The organism is Exiguobacterium sp. NPDC077395, assembly GCF_050269125.1.
GTDB classification, from domain to species: domain Bacteria; phylum Bacillota; class Bacilli; order Exiguobacteriales; family Exiguobacteriaceae; genus Exiguobacterium; species Exiguobacterium aestuarii_A.
This window is the reverse complement of sequence record NZ_JBNNHU010000001.1, coordinates 1,875,081-1,897,746: the sequence shown is the minus strand read 5'-3', so window position 1 is coordinate 1,897,746 and position 22,666 is coordinate 1,875,081. Positions and strand designations below refer to the sequence as shown.

General features: G+C 43.1%; 17 protein-coding genes. 11 read left to right on the top strand and 6 right to left on the bottom strand.

Features of this window, described 5'->3' with window-relative positions; genetic code table 11:
- Positions 1-86: 86 nt before the first annotated feature.
- The 6 genes from zapA to ACQKD4_RS09690 all read left to right on the top strand — a co-directional run bounded on the left by zapA (position 87) and on the right by ACQKD4_RS09690 (position 6,012).
- Positions 87-308 carry a cell division protein ZapA gene (gene zapA / locus ACQKD4_RS09715; protein WP_015881047.1) on the top strand — a complete coding sequence of 74 codons (222 nt, stop codon included), beginning with the start codon at positions 87-89 and terminating at the stop codon, positions 306-308.
- 8 nt (positions 309-316) lie between these two features.
- Complete coding sequence (locus ACQKD4_RS09710; RefSeq protein ID WP_074032727.1) at positions 317-853, top strand: CvpA family protein; 537 nt, start codon at positions 317-319, stop codon at positions 851-853.
- A gap of 68 nt (positions 854-921) precedes the next feature.
- On the top strand, positions 922-2,616 hold the full coding sequence (gene polX, locus ACQKD4_RS09705) for a DNA polymerase/3'-5' exonuclease PolX (protein WP_427373162.1): 1,695 nt from the start codon (positions 922-924) through the stop codon (positions 2,614-2,616).
- Positions 2,617-2,631: 15 nt separating this feature from the next.
- Positions 2,632-4,986 carry an endonuclease MutS2 gene (locus ACQKD4_RS09700; RefSeq protein WP_427373161.1) on the top strand — a complete coding sequence of 785 codons (2,355 nt, stop codon included), beginning with the start codon at positions 2,632-2,634 and terminating at the stop codon, positions 4,984-4,986.
- Positions 4,987-4,998: 12 nt separating this feature from the next.
- Positions 4,999-5,409 (top strand): DUF350 domain-containing protein, encoded by a 411-nt coding sequence (locus ACQKD4_RS09695; RefSeq protein WP_214760452.1) that lies wholly within the window; start codon positions 4,999-5,001, stop codon positions 5,407-5,409.
- A 141-nt stretch (positions 5,410-5,550) separates the two neighbouring features.
- Positions 5,551-6,012 carry a hypothetical protein gene (locus ACQKD4_RS09690; RefSeq protein ID WP_074032731.1) on the top strand — a complete coding sequence of 154 codons (462 nt, stop codon included), beginning with the start codon at positions 5,551-5,553 and terminating at the stop codon, positions 6,010-6,012.
- 38 nt (positions 6,013-6,050) lie between these two features.
- On the opposite strand, the gene ACQKD4_RS09685 is transcribed toward ACQKD4_RS09690, so the two are convergent.
- Together ACQKD4_RS09685 and ACQKD4_RS09680 are read right to left on the bottom strand one after the other, a co-directional pair.
- Positions 6,051-9,275, bottom strand: a complete 3,225-nt coding sequence (locus ACQKD4_RS09685) for an FtsX-like permease family protein (protein ID WP_427373160.1) — start codon at positions 9,273-9,275, stop codon at positions 6,051-6,053.
- Positions 9,268-9,960, bottom strand: a complete 693-nt coding sequence (locus ACQKD4_RS09680) for an ABC transporter ATP-binding protein (protein ID WP_427373159.1) — start codon at positions 9,958-9,960, stop codon at positions 9,268-9,270. Before ACQKD4_RS09680 ends, ACQKD4_RS09685 begins: the two co-directional genes overlap by 8 nt.
- Before the next feature lie 153 nt (positions 9,961-10,113).
- Between ACQKD4_RS09680 and ACQKD4_RS09675 the strand changes: the two genes are divergently transcribed.
- Together ACQKD4_RS09675 and ACQKD4_RS09670 are read left to right on the top strand one after the other, a co-directional pair.
- Positions 10,114-10,317: a hypothetical protein gene (locus ACQKD4_RS09675; protein WP_214695169.1), complete on the top strand. Its 204-nt coding sequence runs from the start codon at positions 10,114-10,116 to the stop codon at positions 10,315-10,317.
- 6 nt (positions 10,318-10,323) lie between these two features.
- A complete protein-coding gene (locus ACQKD4_RS09670; protein ID WP_427373158.1) occupies positions 10,324-10,650 on the top strand; it encodes a nucleoside triphosphate pyrophosphohydrolase in 327 nt (108 codons plus the stop codon).
- Between the two features lie 44 nt (positions 10,651-10,694).
- Here the strand turns inward: ACQKD4_RS09670 and ACQKD4_RS09665 are convergent, their stop codons facing one another.
- From ACQKD4_RS09665 to ACQKD4_RS09650, 4 genes are read right to left on the bottom strand one after another with little or no spacing between them, the layout of a single operon-like run.
- Positions 10,695-11,159: a hypothetical protein gene (locus ACQKD4_RS09665; protein WP_427373157.1), complete on the bottom strand. Its 465-nt coding sequence runs from the start codon at positions 11,157-11,159 to the stop codon at positions 10,695-10,697.
- Positions 11,159-13,177, bottom strand: a complete 2,019-nt coding sequence (locus tag ACQKD4_RS09660; RefSeq protein ID WP_427373156.1) for an AAA family ATPase — start codon at positions 13,175-13,177, stop codon at positions 11,159-11,161. The genes ACQKD4_RS09665 and ACQKD4_RS09660 overlap by 1 nt, the downstream gene beginning before the upstream one ends.
- 1 nt (position 13,178) lies before the next feature.
- On the bottom strand, positions 13,179-13,367 hold the full coding sequence (locus ACQKD4_RS09655; RefSeq protein ID WP_214789504.1) for a hypothetical protein: 189 nt from the start codon (positions 13,365-13,367) through the stop codon (positions 13,179-13,181).
- 20 nt (positions 13,368-13,387) lie between these two features.
- A complete protein-coding gene (locus tag ACQKD4_RS09650; protein ID WP_427373155.1) occupies positions 13,388-14,776 on the bottom strand; it encodes a DNA phosphorothioation system restriction enzyme in 1,389 nt (462 codons plus the stop codon).
- A 120-nt stretch (positions 14,777-14,896) separates the two neighbouring features.
- Here ACQKD4_RS09650 and dptF point away from each other — a divergent pair, with 120 nt between their 5' ends.
- Genes dptF through dptH form a run of 3 tightly spaced genes read left to right on the top strand, consistent with a single transcriptional unit; the run spans position 14,897 to position 22,656 of the window.
- Entirely contained in the window at positions 14,897-17,206 is a 2,310-nt protein-coding gene (dptF, locus tag ACQKD4_RS09645) for a DNA phosphorothioation-dependent restriction protein DptF (protein WP_427373154.1), read from the top strand.
- Positions 17,207-17,228: 22 nt separating this feature from the next.
- A complete protein-coding gene (gene dptG, locus ACQKD4_RS09640) occupies positions 17,229-18,638 on the top strand; it encodes a DNA phosphorothioation-dependent restriction protein DptG (protein WP_427373153.1) in 1,410 nt (469 codons plus the stop codon).
- Complete coding sequence (dptH, locus tag ACQKD4_RS09635) at positions 18,619-22,656, top strand: DNA phosphorothioation-dependent restriction protein DptH (RefSeq protein ID WP_427373152.1); 4,038 nt, start codon at positions 18,619-18,621, stop codon at positions 22,654-22,656. The genes dptG and dptH overlap by 20 nt, the downstream gene beginning before the upstream one ends.
- Positions 22,657-22,666 lie beyond the last annotated feature (10 nt).

The following is a 22,666-nucleotide window of genomic DNA, read 5'->3' as shown; positions in this document are numbered from 1 at the left end:
TACATATCAAGGGAAGGGGCTTCTCCTTTTCCTAATATAAAAACGATGTTATGATTAATGCTGACAGACGTAAAGGAGGGGTGCGCGTGCAGTTACAACGAACAACGATTCACATTGCGGGTCAAGACTATACGATCGTGAGCGAAGAACCCGCTGATCATGTGAGGGAAGTAGGCTTTTTGGTCGACAGTAAGATCCGCGAGATTCGTGAACAATCCCCTCATTTAGATGCTCGTCAGGCGGCGGTCTTGGCTGCGATTCAAATCGCGAGCGACCACGTCAAAACTAAACGAAATATGGGAGAATAAATCAATCCATGGTTACGCTACTTATACTGTTTTTCTTGTTTATTGGAATCGTCAACGGCTTCCGTCGTGGCGCGATTCTACAGCTCGGCCATTGGGTCGCGCTCATCATCAGTTTTCTCGTCGCCAACACGTACTATAAAGATTTAGCCGAAGCGTTCAAGCTCTGGATCCCGTATCCGTCTCAGCTTGATGGAACGCTCCCTGGCGGCGTCTTGGACCTCAACTCGCTTTCAGGGATTGAGATGACGTTTTATAACGTCTTTTGGTTCGTCGTCTTGTTCCTCATCACGAAACTTGTCTTGCATCTCATCTTGGCGATGCTCGACTTCTTGACAGACTTGCCGATCTTGCGCCAATTAAAAGGGTTGATAGGAGCAGTCCTCGGATTCTTCGAGGCGTATGTCATCACATTCTTCATCCTTTGGGTGATCGCGTTCGTACCGATGGCCGGTGTTCAAAATGCCGTTGACAATTCGTCGCTTGCGACATTTATCATTCAAGACACGCCATATCTATCAGATTGGTTTTCAAATAAGATGTTGTGACACGACAGGCCGGAATGCAAGCTAGTGCTTGTATCTCGGTCTTTTCTGTGTGAAGAGGGGGGAAGCATATGAATAAAGTAGAAGCGATGATGTTGCTCGAGAAGATCGCGCAATATATGGAAATCAAAGGGGAGAACCCGTTTAAAATCAATGCGTTCCGTAAGGCCGCAACGGCTCTAGAGAATACGGACCTCGAGCTCGAGGACATCGACGACTTGACGTCCATCTCTGGCATCGGCAAAGGGACGGCTGCCGTCCTTGAAGAGTATCGCGATACAGGTCGAAGTGAGGTGCTCGAAGCGCTACAAGAAGAAATCCCGTTCGGCTTGATGAAGCTTTTGAAAATTCAAGGGCTCGGCGGGAAGAAACTCGCCAAACTTCGAGAAGTCGGGGTCGTCGATTTAGAGTCCCTCATCCGTGTTCTTGAAGACGGGACGGCGGCATCGCTCCCGGGATTCGGAGCGAAAAGTGTCGAGAAGCTGCTCGCCGCAGCGAAGAACCTCGAGTCGCGTCCGGAACGATTGGCTTATGCGGTCATGCGACCGATCGTCGAAGAGATTAATGACGTGTTGGAGAAAGAAGAGCTCGTCTTACGTCATTCGGTCGGGGGAAGCTTCCGCCGGGCCGAGGAGACGTGTAAAGACCTCGACTTTATCATTGCGACCGAGGAGCCGATCGCGCTTCGAGAGAAGTTGCTCGCCTTGCCGTTCATCAATGAAGTGATCGCGGCAGGGGAGACGAAAGTATCGCTCGTCCTCGAACGTGAGGAAATGGTGTCGGTCGACTTCCGTATGGTCGAACCGGGCGCATTCGCCGCGACGCTTCACCATTTCACAGGCTCGAAAGACCACAACGTCCGCATGCGACAACTCGCGAAAGCGAAAGGGGAGTCGATTTCGGAATACGGAGTCGAAACGGCAGACGGGCTGTGGCAACCGGAAACGGAAGAAGAGCTGTTCGAACGGTACGGACTCCCGTTCATCCCACCTGAACTTCGGGAAGGGCACGCCGAGTTTGAGCACGACTTATCGAAACTGGTAACGCTTGAGGACATCAAGGCAGACGCGCATATGCACACGGTCTGGTCGGACGGGAAGTTGACCGTCGATGAGATTGTCGTGGCGATGAAAGGGCGCGGCTATGAATGGATGGCCATCACCGACCACGGGAAGTATTTGACGTTCGTCAATGGTTTGACCGAAGAACGACTCGAGGCACAAGGTGAGGAGATTCGAGAAGCCGCAAAGAAACATGAGATGAACGTGTTGCGTGGCGTCGAGATGGATATTCGTCCTGACGGGACGCTCGACTACGAGCCAGAATTTTTAGAGACGCTCGACTATGTCGTCGCCTCGATCCATTCGAAGATGGACCAATCCGTCGACGAGATCATGGCACGTCTCGAGAACGCCTGCCGTTCACCATACGTCAACGTGATCGCGCATCCGACGGGACGACTCATCGGTCGTCGCGACGGCTATCCGATCGACGAGGACAAGTTGATCGCCCTCGCAAAAGAGACGGGGACGGCGCTCGAATTAAACGCGAACCCGAACCGCCTCGATTTGACGGCATCGACGCTGAAGAAGGCGAAGGCGGCGGGCGTCAAAGTAATGATCAACACCGACACACACCACCCAGACATGATGGAAGATATGGCACTCGGCGTGTTACACGCACGGAAAGCCTATCTCGAACCATCGGATATTATCAACTGCTTCTCGTTTGAAGACGCCAAGGCGTTCTTCGCGGCGAAGCGATAGAAAGGAACATGCTAGATGGATCACGCGTTACGCGTATTAGAATATGAAAAATTGCGTCAACAGCTTGCCGGACACGCATCGAGCTCGCTCGGGAAAGATTTGGCGCTCAAGATGCAACCGGACTACTCGTACGACCGGGTGCTCTCGAATTTGAATGTGACGAAAGAGGCGACCGAGGTCGTGCGTCTCCGTGACCGTCTGCCGCTCGGTGGGCTCACAGACGTCCGCGCGGAAGTGAAGCGGGCCGCCATCGGCTCGGTCCTCTCGACGAGCGAACTGCTTGCCGTCGCCGCCGTCATGTATGGCGGGCGTCAAGTGAAGAACTTCTTCGAGAAGCTGCATGAGGACAACGAAGAGATTCGGATCCCACGTCTGGATGAGTATGCGGACAAGTTGACGAAGCTCATCGAAGTCGAACAGTCGATTCGTCATGCGATCGATGACCAAGGGACGGTCCAAGACTCGGCGAGCTCACAACTCCGTGGACTTCGCACACAGCTCCGTAGCTTTGAAGGTAGTGTCCGTTCACGAATCGACAACATCCTCCGCAACAACGCGAAGATGCTTTCAGACGCCATCGTCACGATTCGAAACGACCGCTATGTCGTTCCGGTCAAACAAGAGTACCGTCAAGCGTTCGGCGGGATTGTCCATGACCAGTCGGCTTCCGGTCAGACGCTCTTCATTGAGCCGCAAGCCATCGTCTCCATCAACAACGAGATTCAAGAAGTTCGCTTGAAGGAACGCGCTGAGATCGATCGGATTTTGAGTGCGCTCTCGAACGAAGTCGGTGGGGTCCATGATGCGATCATGACGAACCTCGACGTATTGGCCGAACTCGACTTTATCTTTGCGAAAGTCGCTTACGGACAAGAGATGAAAGCGACCGAACCGAAGTTGAACGACAACCGGGAGATCAAGTTGAAACAGGCACGTCACCCGTTCATCCCGAAAGATGAGGTCGTGCCGATCACGGTCGAGCTCGGGGAAGACTATACGTCACTCGTCATCACCGGACCGAACACCGGCGGGAAGACGGTCACGTTGAAGACGATTGGACTCCTCCAGTTGATGGTACAGTCAGGTCTCTACGTGCCGGCAGAATTCGGGACAGAGCTCTCTGTGTTTGACGCCGTCTATGCCGATATCGGTGATGAGCAATCAATCGAACAGAGTCTCTCGACGTTCAGCTCGCACATGACGAACATCGTCGGCATGCTCGACAAGATCGACTTCATGTCACTCGTCCTCTTCGATGAGCTCGGTGCCGGGACGGACCCACAAGAAGGGGCCGCCCTCGCCATCGCGATTCTCGATGAAGTAAAGCGTCGCGGGGCACGTGTCGCGGCGACGACGCACTACTCGGAACTGAAGGCATACGCCTATAACCGTGAAGGCGTCATGAACGCCTCGATGGAGTTTGATATCGAATCACTCAGCCCGACGTACCGCCTCTTGATCGGTGTACCGGGTCGCTCGAACGCTTTCGAGATCAGCCGTCGCCTCGGACTATCCGAGCAAGTCATCGACAAGGCACGAAGCCACGTCGGTAGTGACGCCGAATCGGTCGAATCAATGATCAACGAGCTCGAAGCGGCGAAACAACGCGCCGAACAGCTCGAGCAAGAACTCCTCATCAAACGCCATGACTTCGAAGAAGAGCAGGCAGCGTTTGAAGCGAAGATGACCGAATTCGAACGCGAACGCGACAACTTGTACAGCGCGGCCGAGGCAAAAGCCGAGAAGGCCGTCGAACAGGCGAAGCGTCAGGCGAACGAAGTCATCGACCGCTTGAAGAAGCTTCGGGAGCAGGGCATCGTCAAAGAGCACGAGATTATCGCGGCGAAGAAAGAGCTCGAGTCGGCCAAACCGACGCTTCAAGATAAAAAGATCCAAAAAGTGAAACAAAAAGCCCAACAGAAACGTACTTTCAGTAAAGGCGAAGAAGTGAAAGTGACGACGTTCAACCAAAAAGGCTACATCGTGAAACAAATCAACGACAATGAGTACAACGTCCAAGTCGGCATCATGAAAGTGAACGTCAAAGCGGACGACCTTCAGAAGATCGGTCCATCGAAAGAGAAGCCGCTTCAATCGAAAGGAAGCTCGCTCAAACGTCAGAGTTCGACGAAATCCGAGCTCGACCTCCGCGGCGTCCGTGTCGAAGAGGGTCTCATGCGTCTAGATAAGTATATCGATGAAGCACTCGTGTCGGGCTATGACAACGTCCGCATCATCCATGGGTTAGGTACAGGAGCGATGCGTCAGGCGACACAAGAATTTTTAAAAGGACATCGTCACGTGAAGAGTCAACGCCCGGGAGGAATGGGCGAAGGTGGACTCGGTGTCACGGTCGTCGAACTGAAGTAAGGGGAGTCGGGAATGGGTACGATTACGTTTGCCGTCATGCTGGAATCGTTCGGCCTCTATTCGATGGCGGGACTGATGATTATCGTCGGTCTTGCCATCTTCGAGGTGACGACACCATACAGCAACTGGCGCGAGATTCAAAAAGGAAATATCGCCGTCGCCTTGGCGACAGGAGGGAAGATTGTCGGTCTCGCCAACATCTTCCGTGTGGTCGAGAGCTATCACGATAGCACGATTGACATTTTCGTCGGTGGAGGATTCGGCTTTATCTTGCTCCTCGCGACATACTGGTTGTTTGAATTTTTGACACCAACGCTGAAGGTGAACGACGAGATTCAAAAAGGAAATATCGCCGTCGGACTGTTGGCATTCTTGCTGTCGATTGGGGTCTCCCTCGTCGTCGGCGCGGCATTGGTGAGGTGAAGACATGGTATACGAACGATTGGCAAAAATCTTGTTCATCGGGGCCGGGCTGTTCTTAGTGGCAGCGGCGCTATGGTATATCTTTTATTGAGGAGAAAGGCGATGTCGTGAGGCATCGCTTTTTGATTAGGGGGCGAATGAATGATTGATCTACACAATCTCATGACGGCAACGGATTACGTACTCGACACGGAATCTTTTCAAATGAAGAATGAAGCGTATTATCCTCTAGAGTGGACGTTCTTTGGAGCTTCGGACCCGACGATGCTTCTCACATGGGACGCTGAGCGTGACCGAATCCGGATTCGGTTCGAACAGTATGCGCTCTTTCTTGGAACACTTGAAGAGCACGGTCTGAAGGAAGAAGGATTATGGAACGACCACCCAATCGTGAAGCTGACGACGTCCCGTTTCATGTCATACGTACATGAAGGGATGGGAACAAATCGAGTGAACAGCGAGCGGGGGACGCTCTCGCATTATGTCATCCGCACAATCGAGCAGGAGTTTCATGTCCTGGCGTATGAAGACCCGACCGTAGAAGATTTAGGGAAAGTCGGGGACACGGGGGTACGTGTCGAAATCGTAGAAGAAGCCGAATAAAAACAACGTCGTCCCGACTCGGGGCGACGTTGTTTCGTTTACGGCACATCAATTTTGACGGTATACACTTTCGGCATGGCACCGCTTGATGCATACAAGACGAGCGTCTTCGCTTTCTCTGGAACGAGGAAGACTAAATCGATTTCCGATTTCTCGCCTGGTGTGTAAATAAAGCCACCTCGAAATGCTTTCTTGTTGTGATTGACCATGTCGACCGGACTGTACTCCGTGCCGTCTGGCGTGTACATGCGGAAACCGTTTGGACGATAATCCATCGTGCCCTCATACTGGTCCGGTTCAACGTACAACGAAATCGGTAGGCTGACGAATCGTTTTCCATCTTCCGGTTCGGTTCCGTCCGGAGATGCGTAAACGGGTTCATCCACTTGGAATTCACGTTTCTTCATTTTTGGATCCCCAATAAACGTTTGGAACGTGCCGAGGTTCATGATTTTTTGAAGGTCATCTTCTTTCGGTGTGGTCGCTTTGGCTTCTTTCGGTTTCGTGTCTTTCAAGTCGGCCTGTTTCGCACCCGTCGTCTGTGCGGTCGGGGCTGGTGTCGATTTCGCCTCTTCCGTGACCGGCTTGACTTCTGGTGACGTGAAGACGAACAAGCTGATGATCCCGACGACGAGTGCCGTCGCCGTCGTCCCGAGGACGAAGCGGAAGCGTTTCTCGACTTGCTTTTGGTTGACGACATGCCCACCGATTGCTTCAGCCGGGGTGATGCGGACCGCACGTTCAGCAGGAAGCAGTGCACCTAAGACACCTGTCACGACCGGGATGATGATGGTCGCAAACAAGAATGGTAGCTCTGACGTCGGGAACTGTTGATACATGATTGTGACGATGAAGATGGTGAACGTCACACCGAGTAATCCGGCGAAGAACCCGGTCAACGCACCTTCCGTCAAGACGAGACGACGGATGGACGTGTTCTGCCAACCGAGCGCTTTTAAGACGGCGAGTTGCGGCTTTCGTTCGGATACGTTTTGCCACATGATCTCGGTCGTCGTGAGCATCGCGATCAGTAAGGCGACCCCCATGGCGACGTAATGCATCGTCCCGACTTCAAGTGCCACGAACTCCCCGATCCACGTCGTATACAGGACGCCTTGGAGGCGGAATGTGACGAACAAGAAGAAGCCGAAGAGACTCGTCGGTAAGGCGATGGCAAGAATCGACAACAACGTCCGTGGCCAATACGTCACGAGTTGGTTCAAGCTCATGCCGACGCTTGAGCGAGAGCGGCCGAGACGTCGTCCTTTTGAGACTTCACCGGACTGCATCGTCTCATATGGCTTGATGCGACGGACGAGTCGGATCGGGATGAGTGTCCCGAGCCAGTAAATCAAGAGACCCGCCAGTCCAATTAATAAGATACGGGTGATCGATGTCGAGCCAGCTGCCGTCCAAAGGAACGTCCCGAGAATCATCCACGAGATGAGCGCGACCATCGACCCGAGGATCGTGGCTTCTAAGAATAACAGTTTCGACAACTGACTTGGACGCCAACCGAGCGACAAGAGGATGGCGAACTCTTTCTTCCGAGCGTACAACATGATGATGTTCGAGCTAAACACATACAACATCGCGACGAGGATGACGCTCGCGACGACACCGGAGAAGCCGAGTTTCGCTTCTTGGAAAATCGTGATCGACGACCCGATCTTAATCCATGGCTGCTGAATCCAACCGAGCGAACTTTCTCCTTTTAAGCCGGGAAGATAGGTGACGGCGTATTGTGGAGACGACCCGAGCGTGACGTCCGTGATGAGACCGGTCTTGTCTTCGATTTCCTTGGCGACCGCTTGGAGCTTCGCTTCACTCTCTTCGTTCAAGACGTCCACGCCTTTCACGTTGACGCGAATGGCCGAGATGGCCTTGTCACCGGCGATGGCGAACGCCGCGTCGAGTGTCGTCAACATCGAAGGTGGCTTCGTCAAGAAGCTATACGGGTTATTCGTCGGTTTGACGGTCGTCGGTGGGTTGACCGGTTCATCCTTCGAGTTCATGACCCATTCGGCGCTTGCCGGGAAATACGTCTCCATCGGAAGTTCCGTCAAGGGATCTTTTGACAGCTTCAGTTTCGATGGGTCGAATAGTCCGATATAGTTATATCTTACTTTCGGTACATCGTTGAGGTCTTCCGCGTATAAATTGGACTTGCGATACATACTTTCTTGCCCATACTTCACTTGACCCTCAGCGAGGAACGGTTTGATTTGATACGAATACGGCCAACGTTTCGGGAACGGGCTCGTCACACCTTCATAGACGAGCGGTGACGCCTTCTCGGCAATCCACGTATATTCCATGGTGAGACGAGGGTCTTGTGGCTGCGGTTTCCCTTCTAAAATGTGTTTCGTGATGTTGTCGTGCATTTGTTGGGCTGTAAAGTCGTATGAGGCGACTTTTGTACCTTTCAAGCTATCCAGGTATTCCTCTTTTCCGTTCTCTAAATACGTATTGATGAATTTTTCTGCGTCGCTCGTATCGGCATCGACTTCTTCGATGGTGTAGTTGATTGAGGCATCGACGTAGTCTTTTGAACTCATCAAAATCGGGATCGTCATGACCTCTTCATCATAAGGCTCTGGGACATCCCCTTCATTGAAGTAACGACTGAACGCTGTCGCTTGTACGGCATCGTCTAACCCGACGAGTTTCGCTTCGGCGACCGGGTCAATCCCGGCGAGCATGACGTCGCTCCCGTAATTGAGTGGAAACTCTTCGTTCAGGGCGGTCGGACCGATTCCGATGTGGGTGGTATTGCCGTTTGGCATCCAGCCTACCCAAAAGTAGGCTTTCAAGTCTTGGAAGTCATTGATTTTTTCAATGCCCGTATCGATGAGTGTGTTCATCTTGAGGCGATAGAGACCCGCTTTATCAAACGTATGCGTTTGTGTGAACGAGCTCGAATAAGTCGACCCAATCATGGCGATTGGTGCTGCGACATCGATGTCGGCAATCTGTTGAATCGTCTCGTATTGTTCTCGCGTGATCCCGCCTTCGAGTCCGCTCATATAGTTCGGCTCGAGCAAGTTCAAGTCCTCGGTCACGCTTCGGCTGCCTTCCGGACGGACGACGATGTGATAAGAAGAGTCCCAACGTTTTTGTAGCTCGTTGACGACCGTCCCGTTATTCGCCTGGGTCACGCCGAGAAGATAGCTGAGCCCAGTACTGACGATGAGCATCCCGACCATGAGCAGGATGAACCGTTCTTTATTCCGCCACCATGAGTTCCAAATGAACTTAAGCATGATGGACGTCGCTCATGGCGACGACCTGCCCGTCGCGCATCTCGATTTTTCGGTTGGCTCGGTCAGCGAGTTCCGGGTCATGGGTGACGAACAGGACGCCACATCCGTTCTCCCGATTCAAGCGGATCAACAGGTCAAAGATGACGTCACCCGTATGTGTATCGAGGTTCCCCGTCGGCTCATCGGCGAGGAGCCATTTCGGACGGTGGATGAGGGCGCGGGCGACGGCGACGCGCTGTTGCTGACCACCGGACAGTTGGGACGGTAATGAATCGACCTTGTCAGCGAGACCGACTTCTTTCAACAGTTCGAGTGCGCGTTCATGGACGTCATAGGCAACTTTTCGTCCGAAGAGCGGGGACATGACGTTCTCAAGCGCCGTCAACGTCGGGATGAGATGGAACTGTTGGAAGATGAAGCCGATGTTCTCGAAACGGAAGTCGGCGAGCTGTTTTGCAGAGAGCGTCGAGATCGGTTCGTCGTTGAAGAGCAACGTGCCCTCTGTCGGACGGTCGAGTGTACCGATCAGACTGAGTAGAGTCGACTTCCCAGACCCCGATGGTCCGATGATGGAGATGAAGTCTCCGTGCTCGAAGCGGAGGTTGATATCTTGCAAGGCGACCGTTTTGACGTCACCCGTATCAAAGCGTTTTGTTAAATGTTCGCATGTGAAGTGATAAGCCATATCGTTAAATCTCTCCTTTAACTAATATTTAGTGAAAATATGTAAGAGGACGTAATATTCTGACTATTTTTAGATTAGAGGAAAAACATTCCAATGTATAGCTGTATTTTTTTCGAATGGGGAACGGGTATAGAGAAGTGAGGAGGAGAGAAGATGAAATCATTCGAAATTGAATTCCATTTAATTAACGAAGAAGTGCTGACGTATATGGTGGAAGCCGATACACGATATGAGGCATTGGAGTCGATTTACCAATCGTTTCGGCATGCGAGCGATGGATTCGTACAATTTGAGGACGAGTTGATTGTGATGTTGGATCATGTGGCGTATGTGAAGGCGTTTGAGGTGGTGGAGTAGGAGGTAATGAATGTGAATTATAACAAATTAGTACGTGATCGTGTGCCTGAAATAATTCAGACAGAAGGGAAACAAGTTATCGTTAAACACTTGAATCAAGCTGAACATTTTGAACAAGCGAGATTAAAGCTCTACGAAGAGTTAAAAGAGTATGAAGATGCGAATATTGATGAAGAATGCTTAGAGGAGTTAGCTGATATCTTAGAACTTGCTTATGCACTTGGTAAAATGCATGGTGCATCCTTCGAGGAGCTAGAGGTAATTCGAAGAAACAAACGAGAACTTAAAGGTGGATTCGATAAAGGGTTATTTTTGGAAGAAATATTAGAATGAAAAAACCGCCTACAAATAACTGAGAGGTTTGTAGGCGGCTAACATTAATTAAATGGAAGTTCATTGATTAAATCTTCAGTATTGAACTTTTTGTTTTCGTATTCAATCATTAAATCTAAATAAGCATTTTGTGCAGACTCTGGATCGCTCAAGAAGATTTCTAGCTCTTGATAAAGAGCATCTAATCCTCCCGCAGCATATTCCTCGATAATCTCGTAATTTTCGACTGTCACCTCTGATTCATCCTCAGAATCGTTATCGACTGAGAACCGTTCAAACGTATTTTCTAAATGCATAATCAATTTCATAAGTTGTAAATCTTGTTCTGAAAAAATGCCTAACAAAATTTCAGGACCTGGCTTTACTTTTTTTCTTCGTTCATTGCTATATCCAAACAGCAAAGCGGCCATAAATGCATCTTTATAAGTTTCGAATAGTTGAGCATCTTCTTTTAACGTTGCATACATATGATCTTGCGTGCTATCCCGACGCACAGAACGTTTTGCCATTACATTACCTCCGCAATCTCAGTGTATTCTCCTGTATCTTCATTGGTGTAGTTGAGTAATTTATATGACTTTCCAATCCGATGATTAATAGCTTCGTCCACTTCTCCACGCCATTGTGAAGTAGATACAATGACAACTACCTGGTCAGATAGTTTCGGTAAATTCGTTGCCACACGAGACCGATGATCTGCATCAAGTGCTCCAAATGGGGAATCCATTACAAGTGGGAAAATATTTCCTAGTTTCAAATCTTCATCTAAAGCATGGCCTTTTTCTTTGTCTTTATACTCTCGTGTTAAATCAACAATGGCTCCGATAAAAGCAAGGCTCGTAATTTGTGATTCTCCTTGTGATAAACCGATACTACCTCCGTTTACATCTGAAACGAGGAGTTCGTAATTATCAGTAAGCGAGATCGGATAATCCTTTCGTAATAACTGAGAATAGGTGAGCTTAATCTTTTCTTCCAATTCAGTTTTCACTTGAGACTCTCTCAGTTTTAATAGACCAATCAAAGTGTTTTTTACTTTTGTAGCAGACTCCAAAGCAAGTTGTAGTTTTAACTGTCTTTCTTCTGCTTTAGTCAGTTTACTAACTTCTTTATTTAAGAGGTCTTCTTCTTTTGAGATGTCGTCAATGGAGCGGATTAAATTTTCTATATTCGCCTCTGCTTTTACGATTGCAGTCCGAACGTATGATTCTCTTTCAATTAGATTAGATGAATTTTCGATATTACGAGAGTTGGCTTTCATACGTTCTTCGATTTCTCGTAACTCCTCTTCCAATCCTCTGAGTGTTTCTCTTAATTCTTCACGCTCACCAACAAGCCTTTTGATTTCCGTGTAAAAATGAGTTCTAGCAACTTCCCATCCGCTTAATTGGAAATAAAGTTGGTCCATTTCATTTTTTGAACTAGATAGATTTATGACCTCTTGTTGAACTTCTTCTAAAGATGCGATTGTTGTCGTCTCAAGTTCGTGTCCGCATAAGCATTTCCCGTTTGATAGTAAAGTCGGGATTAAATCAGGATGAATCAATTTTTCGATCGTACCTTGATCATTTGTATGAGCAATCCGCTGAAATCTTTTGATTGGTAAGGTTGAAAAAGCTAAATGACTTGACCGAGATAGTAGGATTCTCAACTCTTTTAGTTTCTCATCAAAGGCATTTTTTGTTTCTGTGATTGACTCAATTAGATGATCTCGCGTGACCTGAAAGGTTCTTGTTTCTTCCCCATTACGTAATGCATTTTCTATACTTTTTAATTCACTCTGAGCAGCAGCAAGTTCTTGTCGTGTCTCAGTGAGTTGTTGTTTCTTTTTAATCTTTTCATCTTCAAGTTGATTTATGCGCAAGTATTTATCACTTAATTCACTTTTGACGTTTTTGGATACCTCATCACGAAGTTTAATAATGGTTTTGCTTAAGTGCTCGATTGAATTATCAAATAACTCTAATCCCATCATTCGCTTAATTGAGTCACGAATTTCAGTATATGCCTCTTTTTTTCCTAGATGATCCATTCGTTCACCATCAAAGAAGAAGAATGTATGCAATTTATATGGCAAAATGCGATTAATTTCGTATGAAATATCTTTAATTTTAGTGGATTGATTCGTATCGATATTACGTTTAATCAATTCAACCTTTTGATTGATTGTCTTGTTTTTAGGTAGATTGAGAATATTGTGTTCATGATCAAATTTTGCGTGTAAAGTACGTCGTAATTCGTATTCATAATCATTATGTTCAAATTTAATTTGTACTGCTGTTATCAAATCATCTTGACTCTTTGTGCTCTCTTGAACAGCCTTATTATTAAAAATAGATTCAGGGTTCGGTAATTTGAGTTCTCGTCCATAAAATCCCCAAATTAAAGCTGTGAGTAATGCTGTTTTACCGCTCCCATTTTCACCATGGATGACAGTAACATTTTTTCCTGATCCATGTGCAAATTCAATCGTATTCTGCCCGTAGTATTGACGGAAGTTTTCAATGATGACTTGCTTAAGAATCATGTCAGATGTACTCCTTTTTAATTAGTTTAGAAAATTCATCTGGTAATTGCGCAGCAGTAAATGAACCTTCTTTATCTAAGTAGTCTTTTTCTAAACGAATAATATTTTGTAGAATTTGCTGTTCCGTTTCTGATAACTCGCTTAGTAATGCATATACATCATTTTCGCTATTTGATTGATTTGGATTCATCATAATCACCTCTTCTTAGTTTATAGGTCGACAAGATTGAAAGCCTCTTTAATCGGATTTAAAATTTGAAGTGCTTGATAATGGTTTTCTGATATTGATGCGAACTCATTTACCCTCTTTAGCTCATTCATCAATAATCGACGTTCAATATTAAATTCTTTATCTGTTAGTAAATCAATTTCTGTCAAAGGTCGTGGAATGACGATGTAATCATGAATATAAGCATATTCTTTCCCGGGATGTTTTCGCAAAATTCGTCCGCGACGTTGAATGAACTCTTTTGGATTCGTCGTACTAGCTAAAATATATGCGGTCTCAGCAGAAGGAACGTCTACGCCTTCATCTAGGCAACGGATTGCGACAAGTGCTTGAATCGTATTATCAGAAAACTCCTTTAATAGCGTCTGTCGCAGTTCTTTTGATTCAGTTGACGTAAAGGTTTTCGCTGATATGTTCAAATCGTCATGTAAAAATTGTGCAATGTGATCTACATGGCGTTGATCATCCTTTGAATGATCGCCACAATACACAATTGTATGGTTAAGAGTTTCTTGCATTTTCAGCTGTTTTTTCAATAAAATATCTTTTTGTTGAGCTGAATTAATCAATCGAGCTCGTTTAATTAATAACATCTCTAATGCACCAGTGTTATTTCCATTGGCTTCGATTGATTGTTGATCAGATAGGTTAATTAATTTCGAAATTTTATTCGTAAGGTCATGATAAATTTCCAGTTCATCTTCTGTTAAAGAGACTAGGTGAGGGTAGTAATAATACTTTGTCAAAAACCCTTTTTTAATCGCTTCTTCCAAAGTAAACTTATATATTGACCCACCAAAATAATTTAATAACTGTTCCGTTCCGATATCATCATGATGTCTTACTGGAGTAGCGCTCAGTGCTAATCGATTTTTAAATGTTGGTGGGAGTGACTGAAGAGATTGTTTTGTACCTAAGTTATGTGCCTCGTCTGCAACAATCATTCCACCATCGGATATTCGACTGAGATGAGCTTGAAAATGAACATTTTTAAATGTGTTATTGGTAGTGATCACACATATAAAATTTTTTATTTTAAAATTATATTGAGTAATTTTCCCGGACAAGAGTGATGTCCACTGAGATTTTGAACCATAGCATAGAATTGGATCCATTCCAAAAGATTCGGCATCTTTTGCCCATTGATCTACTAAATGTTGATAAGGGCATAGAATGACGACTGCTAAACGTTGGGTTTCCTCAAAGCGCTTTGTAATGGCTGTGAGAGCTGTAAGCGTTTTTCCGGTTCCCGTTGCCATTTCCAGCAAACCGTGATATCCGTTTTCAGTCCATTTTTGTATGGCGTCAATTTGATAGTCTCGTGGTGTAAACCATTTAGGTAAAGAAGGAAATAGAATTGTTGAATCCATATAATAGCTCCTTTATCATATATAGGAGTAGGTAAAACCTACCATATACCCTTATTATAGATATAATAAAGAATATAGTTAATAAAAAAGTTATCAAGGTTATTGAAAGGAATGAATGACATGGAATACTTTTTCTCATTTCTAAAACCAATTAATCCGAAAGCGGAAGAATTGGCACAGATTGTAGAAGATAAATACTATTCTAAAGAAACAGACTTTGCTCTTCTGAATGCCAGAAAAATGATTGAAGCAATCGTGAATGAGTGGTTAGAAGTGAGCGGTTTGCAAAATACATACAATTTAAACGATAACATTCGTTTGTTGCAATCTGAAGAAATCATCGACCGCGAATTAGCTTCAGATCTTCATTATGTCCGTAGGAACGGAAATAGTGCGGCACATGAATTATTCACAAAAGAGGCACACGAAATTCTCCCGAAAATCTGGTCGAGTTTATATAACATTGTAGAATCGTACGTCCTTAGTTATGAAAATCCACCATCTATACCTAGATACGCTCCTCCTACTCATCCAGCTGAAAAAAGTAATAACAGAGGGCATGATGATATTTTAAAAATCTTAGAAGCGCAACTAGAGGAAAAACTAAAAGCGCTCAGTTCTGTTTCGCCTAAAGAGGAACCTACTGAAAAAATAAGTGTGGAGAATAAAGAATCAAATAAACTATTTGATTTCTTACCTCAAATTGAAAAAGATAGTGAGAGTTATCTATACAATCTGATGTCCAGACTAAATGAATCTTCAAAAGAGGCGGTTGAAAGTGCAGAACTTCCATTAAGTTCTTTAAAACAATACTTACACGTAGAACGTCCAATCGAAAATAGATTGATTCAGATGTTGCAACAACCTGCACAAAAACGGTTAACGCTTTTAATCGGTAGTGTAGGCGATGGGAAATCGCATATTCTTTCACATCTTCAATCGGCTGAACCTGAATTAATGAATCGATATAAAAATAAAATCTGGAATGATGCGACAGAAAGCCTTTCTCCGCGAAAAACTGCAATGGAAACTTTACATGAGAAGTTAATTCCGTTTTCTGATCAACATTTACAAGAGGGGTCGGAAGAGTTTGTACTGGCAATCAACTTAGGCGTACTACATAAGTTTTTATATGACTTCGCGAGTTCACTCGACAACCATTACACGTTCAATTCATTGATTTCATATATTGAGCAATCAGGTATTTTTGAGAATGAGATTTCTCAAGCAATACAACATGACCATTTTTCCATGGTCAGTTTCTCAGATTATCCAATGTATGAACTTACTAAAGGTGGCGTAGAATCGAATTTCTTAATGGGCATTCTATCAAAGATGTTCGATCCAAATGAAGAAAACCCATTTTATTTGGCCTATCAAGAAGATGTAAAGAGAGGAATCGATTCGATTATCCACCGCAATTTTTTACTTATGGGTAATCAACAAATTAGACGCAATTTCGTAAACATCATCGCAAGTTCTCTTTTAAAAGAAAAAGCAGTTTTATCTATGCGCCAATTTTTTAACTTAATATACGAAATTATGATTCCAGGAAATTGGACAAATATTAGTAAACAAAAAATTGTACTTGAGACGTTACTTATTCACGGTCTTCATCAAAAAATATTTACAGCTCAAAATGACTCACCTATATCAATCATGCTAAGAAATGAAGATCCGGTTGCTTCTCGTTCCGAAGAGATAGATGAAATCATTCTTCAAATCAATTTAGAGTCAGATGTGAGTGGGTTTATCTCTAGATTTGACGAATTGACTCGTCAAACATATGAACTTGATCTATTAGATCGTGAATTGGTTACCGAGTATACACAATCATTACTAAGACTACTGTATTTGTCTAACCCGAGAGAAATGAATATTACACAGACAACGGTTGAATCATTCTCAAAATATCTATTTGCTTATTACACTGGTCAAAAATATGAACTTAAAACTCTCTACGAGAAATTTGAGAATGCACTTATGTTATGGTTTGGATTTAAAAAAGATCAAAAAAAATATTTGTTTGATACGAATGCAAAAATTTCAAAGCGTTATCGTATAGCAAAACCAGTTAGTTTTACATTGGATCCAATCAGTATGGCGATAAAAAATGAAGAGCAAGTGGTTCAATTTAGAAACTCTTTATTTATTCAATTTGCAGTGGGTGAGCGCAAACAAAGAATTAAGCTAGAAATCGATTATAAGATGTTCAGTTTGATTTCGAAAATAGATAAAGGATATCAACCTTCTAAGATTGATTTCGACGATGCCATCCGATTCAGTGAATTCGCAAATGCGATTCGCACACATAATACAAACAACGAAGAAGTGTTGATTTATGTTGTCCAAACTGGAGAAACCTTCGTTTTAAAACAAGAAGCCGACCCATTTAGTAATGAAGAAAAAATCGTATTTAGTAAATTGTAAGTTGTGAAAGCAGGTGTAAATAATGAGATTATTACCAGAGAAAATTTTCGATGAAAAACAAGTCATTGTCTTAGACAAAAGTCGGAAAAAAATCACGAAGCGACAAACTTCGAATTTTTATCAAATACTCCCTTTCACAACGGGAAAGAGTGATTCAATTAAAAACGCTCTTTCCGATTGGGAAAAGGAAATCGGTGCTTATTCTAGAAGACTTCTGAATGTAGAACTGTCAGCTAAGTCCTTCAATACGGACTATCTTTTAGAAGGTGTATTAGAGCGAGTCGAGAATCAACCGGAGCATGAAGATGAAATTCATACTTTCTTCAGTGAATTACTTTTACAACGGGATGGAGGATTGAACGTTACCCATCCAAGTATGTTCATGTACATCCAAGGTAATCCTGCGACGAAGAAAAAGTTAGGTACTTTTCTAGCGGATTTGACGCAACATGCGTTAGATGAAGTGCAAATCGAAAAGATTAAACAGGTTTTTAAAGCAGGCCAAAATGAAACTTTGTTAGACAAAATGATTGTAAATTTATTACCGAATCTAACGAACAAAGAATATAAAGCAGAGCATGCCCTTTATTCTTCATTACCAATAAAACTATTAGGTGAGGATTTTGTCTATTTGGCAGAGCATCCGCAATATTTTTTGAAAGAAATTAATAATTTATTGAAGTATTACCTACACTTTATTGTTTCTCAAACGACAATAAAGATTAATAACTTTGAGACGTCTAACTGGAATCATCCATCAAAAATGTACTACACAATTCATAACGAAACGACTGTTACATCAAGAAGAAAAACAATGAACTCGGGTATGGGACTGCTAACGAGTGCGAGTGAAAATTTATTTGTACATGAGTTGACGATGGCTCAGTTGAGTTGTAACTCTATTAACCAATCATTAGAGAATGAAAAATCTAAAATCATGACGTATGATGAAATTTTTCAACACTTCAACATGCTTAGTGATGTTGATCAAGTTCAATTTTTGAAAGATATTGATTTGCAGACTGAGCGAATTCTTACCTATGCAGGTTTAGAGAATAATGTGAATGAAACTCAAACCTTCAATGAAGCAGCTAAACAACTATTCAATGCGATGAAGCTGACGACTCCGAAAGAAGCACAGTCTCGTTATGGAGATCATGCAAAAAATATTGCTAAATCGCACTTTACGAAGCGTCGTGGGCGTCTTGGATATGTATTGTCTCTGAATCAGGAGATGTTAATTCTGATGTGCGCTGTGAGTTGTAAAAATGACCGAATCACATTTGTAGAACTATTAGAAAGATTAAGTAAAAGAGGCATCAACTTTGATAACGAATCATCAACTGCCCTTTTACAACTATTAGAAAAAATTAATGTTATCGATAAGAAGAGCGATAGTGGGGAGGCGCAGTATGTCAAACCAATTTTATGAGTATGTCACGAAAAAAATAAATGGCCATTTTTTAGTAAACACGCCTAAGCCTGGAGATAAGTATTTTTTGCAACTCGAAGAAGAGAGTCATGTTCAATATTTAAAAGACTATCTCGAGAAGGAAGCGAAAGATCAGGTTAAAGCTTTTGAATATAAGTTAAACGGAGTTACTGAATATGAAACGATTACGATTGACTACGGGACAAGTGAGTTAATCATTGCCACTCAAAGCGAAGGAATTCAACCTGATTTCTTCGTCAAACTTCGAAACTTGGTTAGTGAACAAGAAGAAGAAGGAATAAATCGCTCATTACTCGTCATTTATCACGGGCAACTTGATAGTATCGATGGTGGTGGTGCAAATCTTCAAAAAGAAGGAATGCCATTAAATCCTCAAAAGATTTTAGAAGAACTTAAGCATGAACTTAAGCAAATGTCTGAAAATAAGGGCGCACTAGTTGAAGTGATCAATTTTCACTTGAAGGAAATTGAAGAAGAGTTTAACTCATTTAAAGGAGTTTCTTTCTTTGATTTTGAAGAAATTCTCTCCCTCATGCAAAAAACAGAACTTTCAAAAAAAGATTTTCTGAAGTTAAGGTTCTTCCACGACCAGGAGCTTGATTCGTTTATCCAAACGTCCTCCAAAAAAGAGATTCGTGAACGACTTCGTGAGAACAGAGATTTGTATGAATTTGTACAAGAGAGTCATTTCAATGAAACGACTGAAGCACAATTACCGAAAAAATTTAACGAACAAGGTGTCAATAAACTTAAACATGATCACTGGAATGAATTAACATTACAAGAAGTAATCAAACTCAAAGCAGAAAAAAATAAAAAAGTATTTGAACTTGAGGAAGTTACAAATGTTAACGATCACTCTTCAGTAGCGGTGTGGGATCGACCACATAAAACGACTAAAACAGGAAAACGTATACGTTACATTGCAATTTTTAATCCGTCTCATGAAAAAGAAATCAGCTTAAAGTTTAAATATCTTATAGAAGGTAAAGGTGTTCGAAAGAGCTTAGAACAGTCGCAAGTCAAAATTGAATATTGTAACCCGTTACTTGAAGTAACTTCGAATGTGAAAACGAACAATCTTAATTTGACAATAACCTCTAATCAAGTTCAAAATACTGCGCAATGTACTGTGAAGTACAAAGTGAAAAATGAAAATACGTTGTACTCAGAGCTAAATATTATGATTTTCCCGTTTTCTAGTGAAGTTCTTAAAGATTATGCTGGAACATACGAAGTGAAGCGTTTAAAAGAGAATGATACCGAATATCTGACTCTCGGTAATAAAGAAGGCGAATTACGTCTAAGGGACGGCTCACACGAACCTATTTTCCAAGAACAATCCCTGGTTAAAGTATCAGAGGAACCTAATGTGACGTATCACTTTGATCAGGATTTGTTTGAAGAAGATCAGTTTATGCAACTAGTTGTTGGAGAATCGCAACCAATTAATATTAAATTGAGTGTTGATGCTTCAAAGCCACACCCGATTCCAAATATCCGATTATATAAAGAAAAGCGTGAAAAGCGAGCATCTATTGTACTTAGTACGGATGGGAAATTGATTTTGAAGAATCAAATTTACTATCCACAAAACGAGTATAAAGACTTTTTGGACTACGAAATGGAATGGGTCAATCAAAGTATGCAGACTGCTATTCTTTCGGCAGGCGTCCTCAGTCCTATTGATTTGGAATTCGGACCATATTATGAATTAAGAGAAGCATATAATCTGTTCTTGAACCACTTTAAAATTAAAAAAACTGTGCCTATGTTGGCTTACTGGGACGATGAATACAAACGAGTTGCTTTAAATTACGTTCAAGCCTATGTAAAGGCGATTGAATCGATTCAAGAAGCAGATCGATTGTTTGAAGTGGGGCATTCAATTTTAAGATTAGGTGTACTGTTTAACCAAAAAGAACAGATTGTTTACTTTACTCCATTCCATCCAGTGAATGTTGCATTTCAGTTAGAATTAAATAATCAACTTGGTGAAGAGGAAATCTCGGAAAGTGTACTGAAACGTTTACGTGCCGATGCACTAGCCCCATATCTATGGTTTGATGGTAAAGCTTACAAGGCAGAATCCCAATCGGACTTGCCAGAATGGATGGTCTATCGAGCAAAAGAAGAAGTTGTTGTCGCTGAAGCCGATCGCTTTCTATCCGAAGTGGTTAAAGAAAAGCTAAATCAATTTGTCGATCACTTTACGTCACTCTTTAATCAGAAAAATCAAGTTGCTAGAGCACCATTATATTTAAATGTGATTGAAATTCGTAATGATGAGATGGTGCTAAAAGGTATTGTTGAATGGATTTTCCGACAACTAAAAGACAGCTATGAAAAAAACAGAGATGAAGTCATTCCTGTAGAAGTGAGACTTTACTGCGATTCAGGTCGATACCGAAGTGCTTTCGATCAATTTGCAGCAAAAGATTTTATGGACGATGATTGGGAACAGTTTGAATATCTATACGCACTTATTCCTAAAAACTTCATTCTCTCTCCTCAAGAAGTAGCGGAGAAAATTCAGTCGCTGATTAATCACTACCATATTCAAAATGAGCACTTTAATGATTTTGACTATGCTCATATCAGTTTCTATAAAATGAGTGGTGAAGAACAAGTCATCACAGACAAAATGGAGTATATCAAAAGTGGTAACGCCATGAACGGCTTGTATTCGACACTTGCACCGACAGTCAAAGATGGTCAATTTAGCATGGGGTTCGGTCTTCGAGGTTATGCAATTGAAGAAGAAGACTTGTTACTACGATGTGCCAAATCATTTAATGAATTAAACGTACACATGAAAGATAACGGAAGTAGCTCATTTGCACATGGCGTTACAGCACTGGCTAGTATTACAGATGCACGCGACGGCTATAAGTTGCAAAATATTTATGAGAGCTCACACTGGGTCACATTAATTGAACCTACTGTTGATTTAGGCTATTTTTCTTCTAAACAAGGAAATCCAGACAATGAATTGATTATCATTCATTATAATGATCAGTCGTCTTCTTACCGATATGATGCTATTACCGTCACGAAGAAAACGGCACAATATCAGGCAGTGATTAAAGATTACTTGAATCATGAGAAGCCGGATTTGAATACGGATGAGAGTATTAAAGAAATCATTCAAACGTTCAACGTCATCAACGGAGAATGGTTACTTTCAATGATTCAACAAGGTCTTAGTAATGAAACGGCACGTAACGTGCATAAGAGTCGTGAGAAATTCAGTTTGTTGGCAGCCGTCAAGTATTCATTGGCGATGTTCACAACTGATGATATTACTTGGGTTCCGATTTCCCTTGAGGAAATATTGCGTGTGGCGAAAGCAATCGGATTAAACCACACGAATTCACCTTTCACTGTGAAAGCGTTAGGTAAATCAGGTAGTTATTCAGATGATTTACTTTTGATTGGGATGCAGGAAACGGACGGTAAGTTAAAAATGCACTTCTATCCAATTGAAGTGAAAATCGGTAGAAACTTGAGTAATGTCATAGATAAAGCGAGAAACCAAGTTGTTCGGACAAAATCTCTCTTCGATTTTGAATTGGGTGTGGGTGAGACAGAAACTACATTCTCTCAGCAGTACTATCGCATGTTCTTTGCACATCTCTTCTTAGCAAATGCTAAAAAACTATTTGAAGGAAAGTTGTGGAGTGAGAGAGAGAGAAATTATGACTTCGAGCAGAATCGACTCTCGGTCATCGAAAGATTGATGAAAGGGGAGTATGAGATTTCAAATGAATTAACCGAATACTTTAATAAAGGAGTTGTCGTTTCTTTTAGAACAGAAGAAACAACTTCATCTATTGAACGAGTCGATGACGATATCCTGTTGCTTAATTTACCAGAACAGTATGGTATAAGTGGTGGATCGTATTCGATTGAAGAAATCCGACAATCTATTATAGATGGGAAAAAGGATATTCCAAGAGAAGAAATGCTTGAAACCTTCAAAATTAATAATATTTGAACGTAAAACG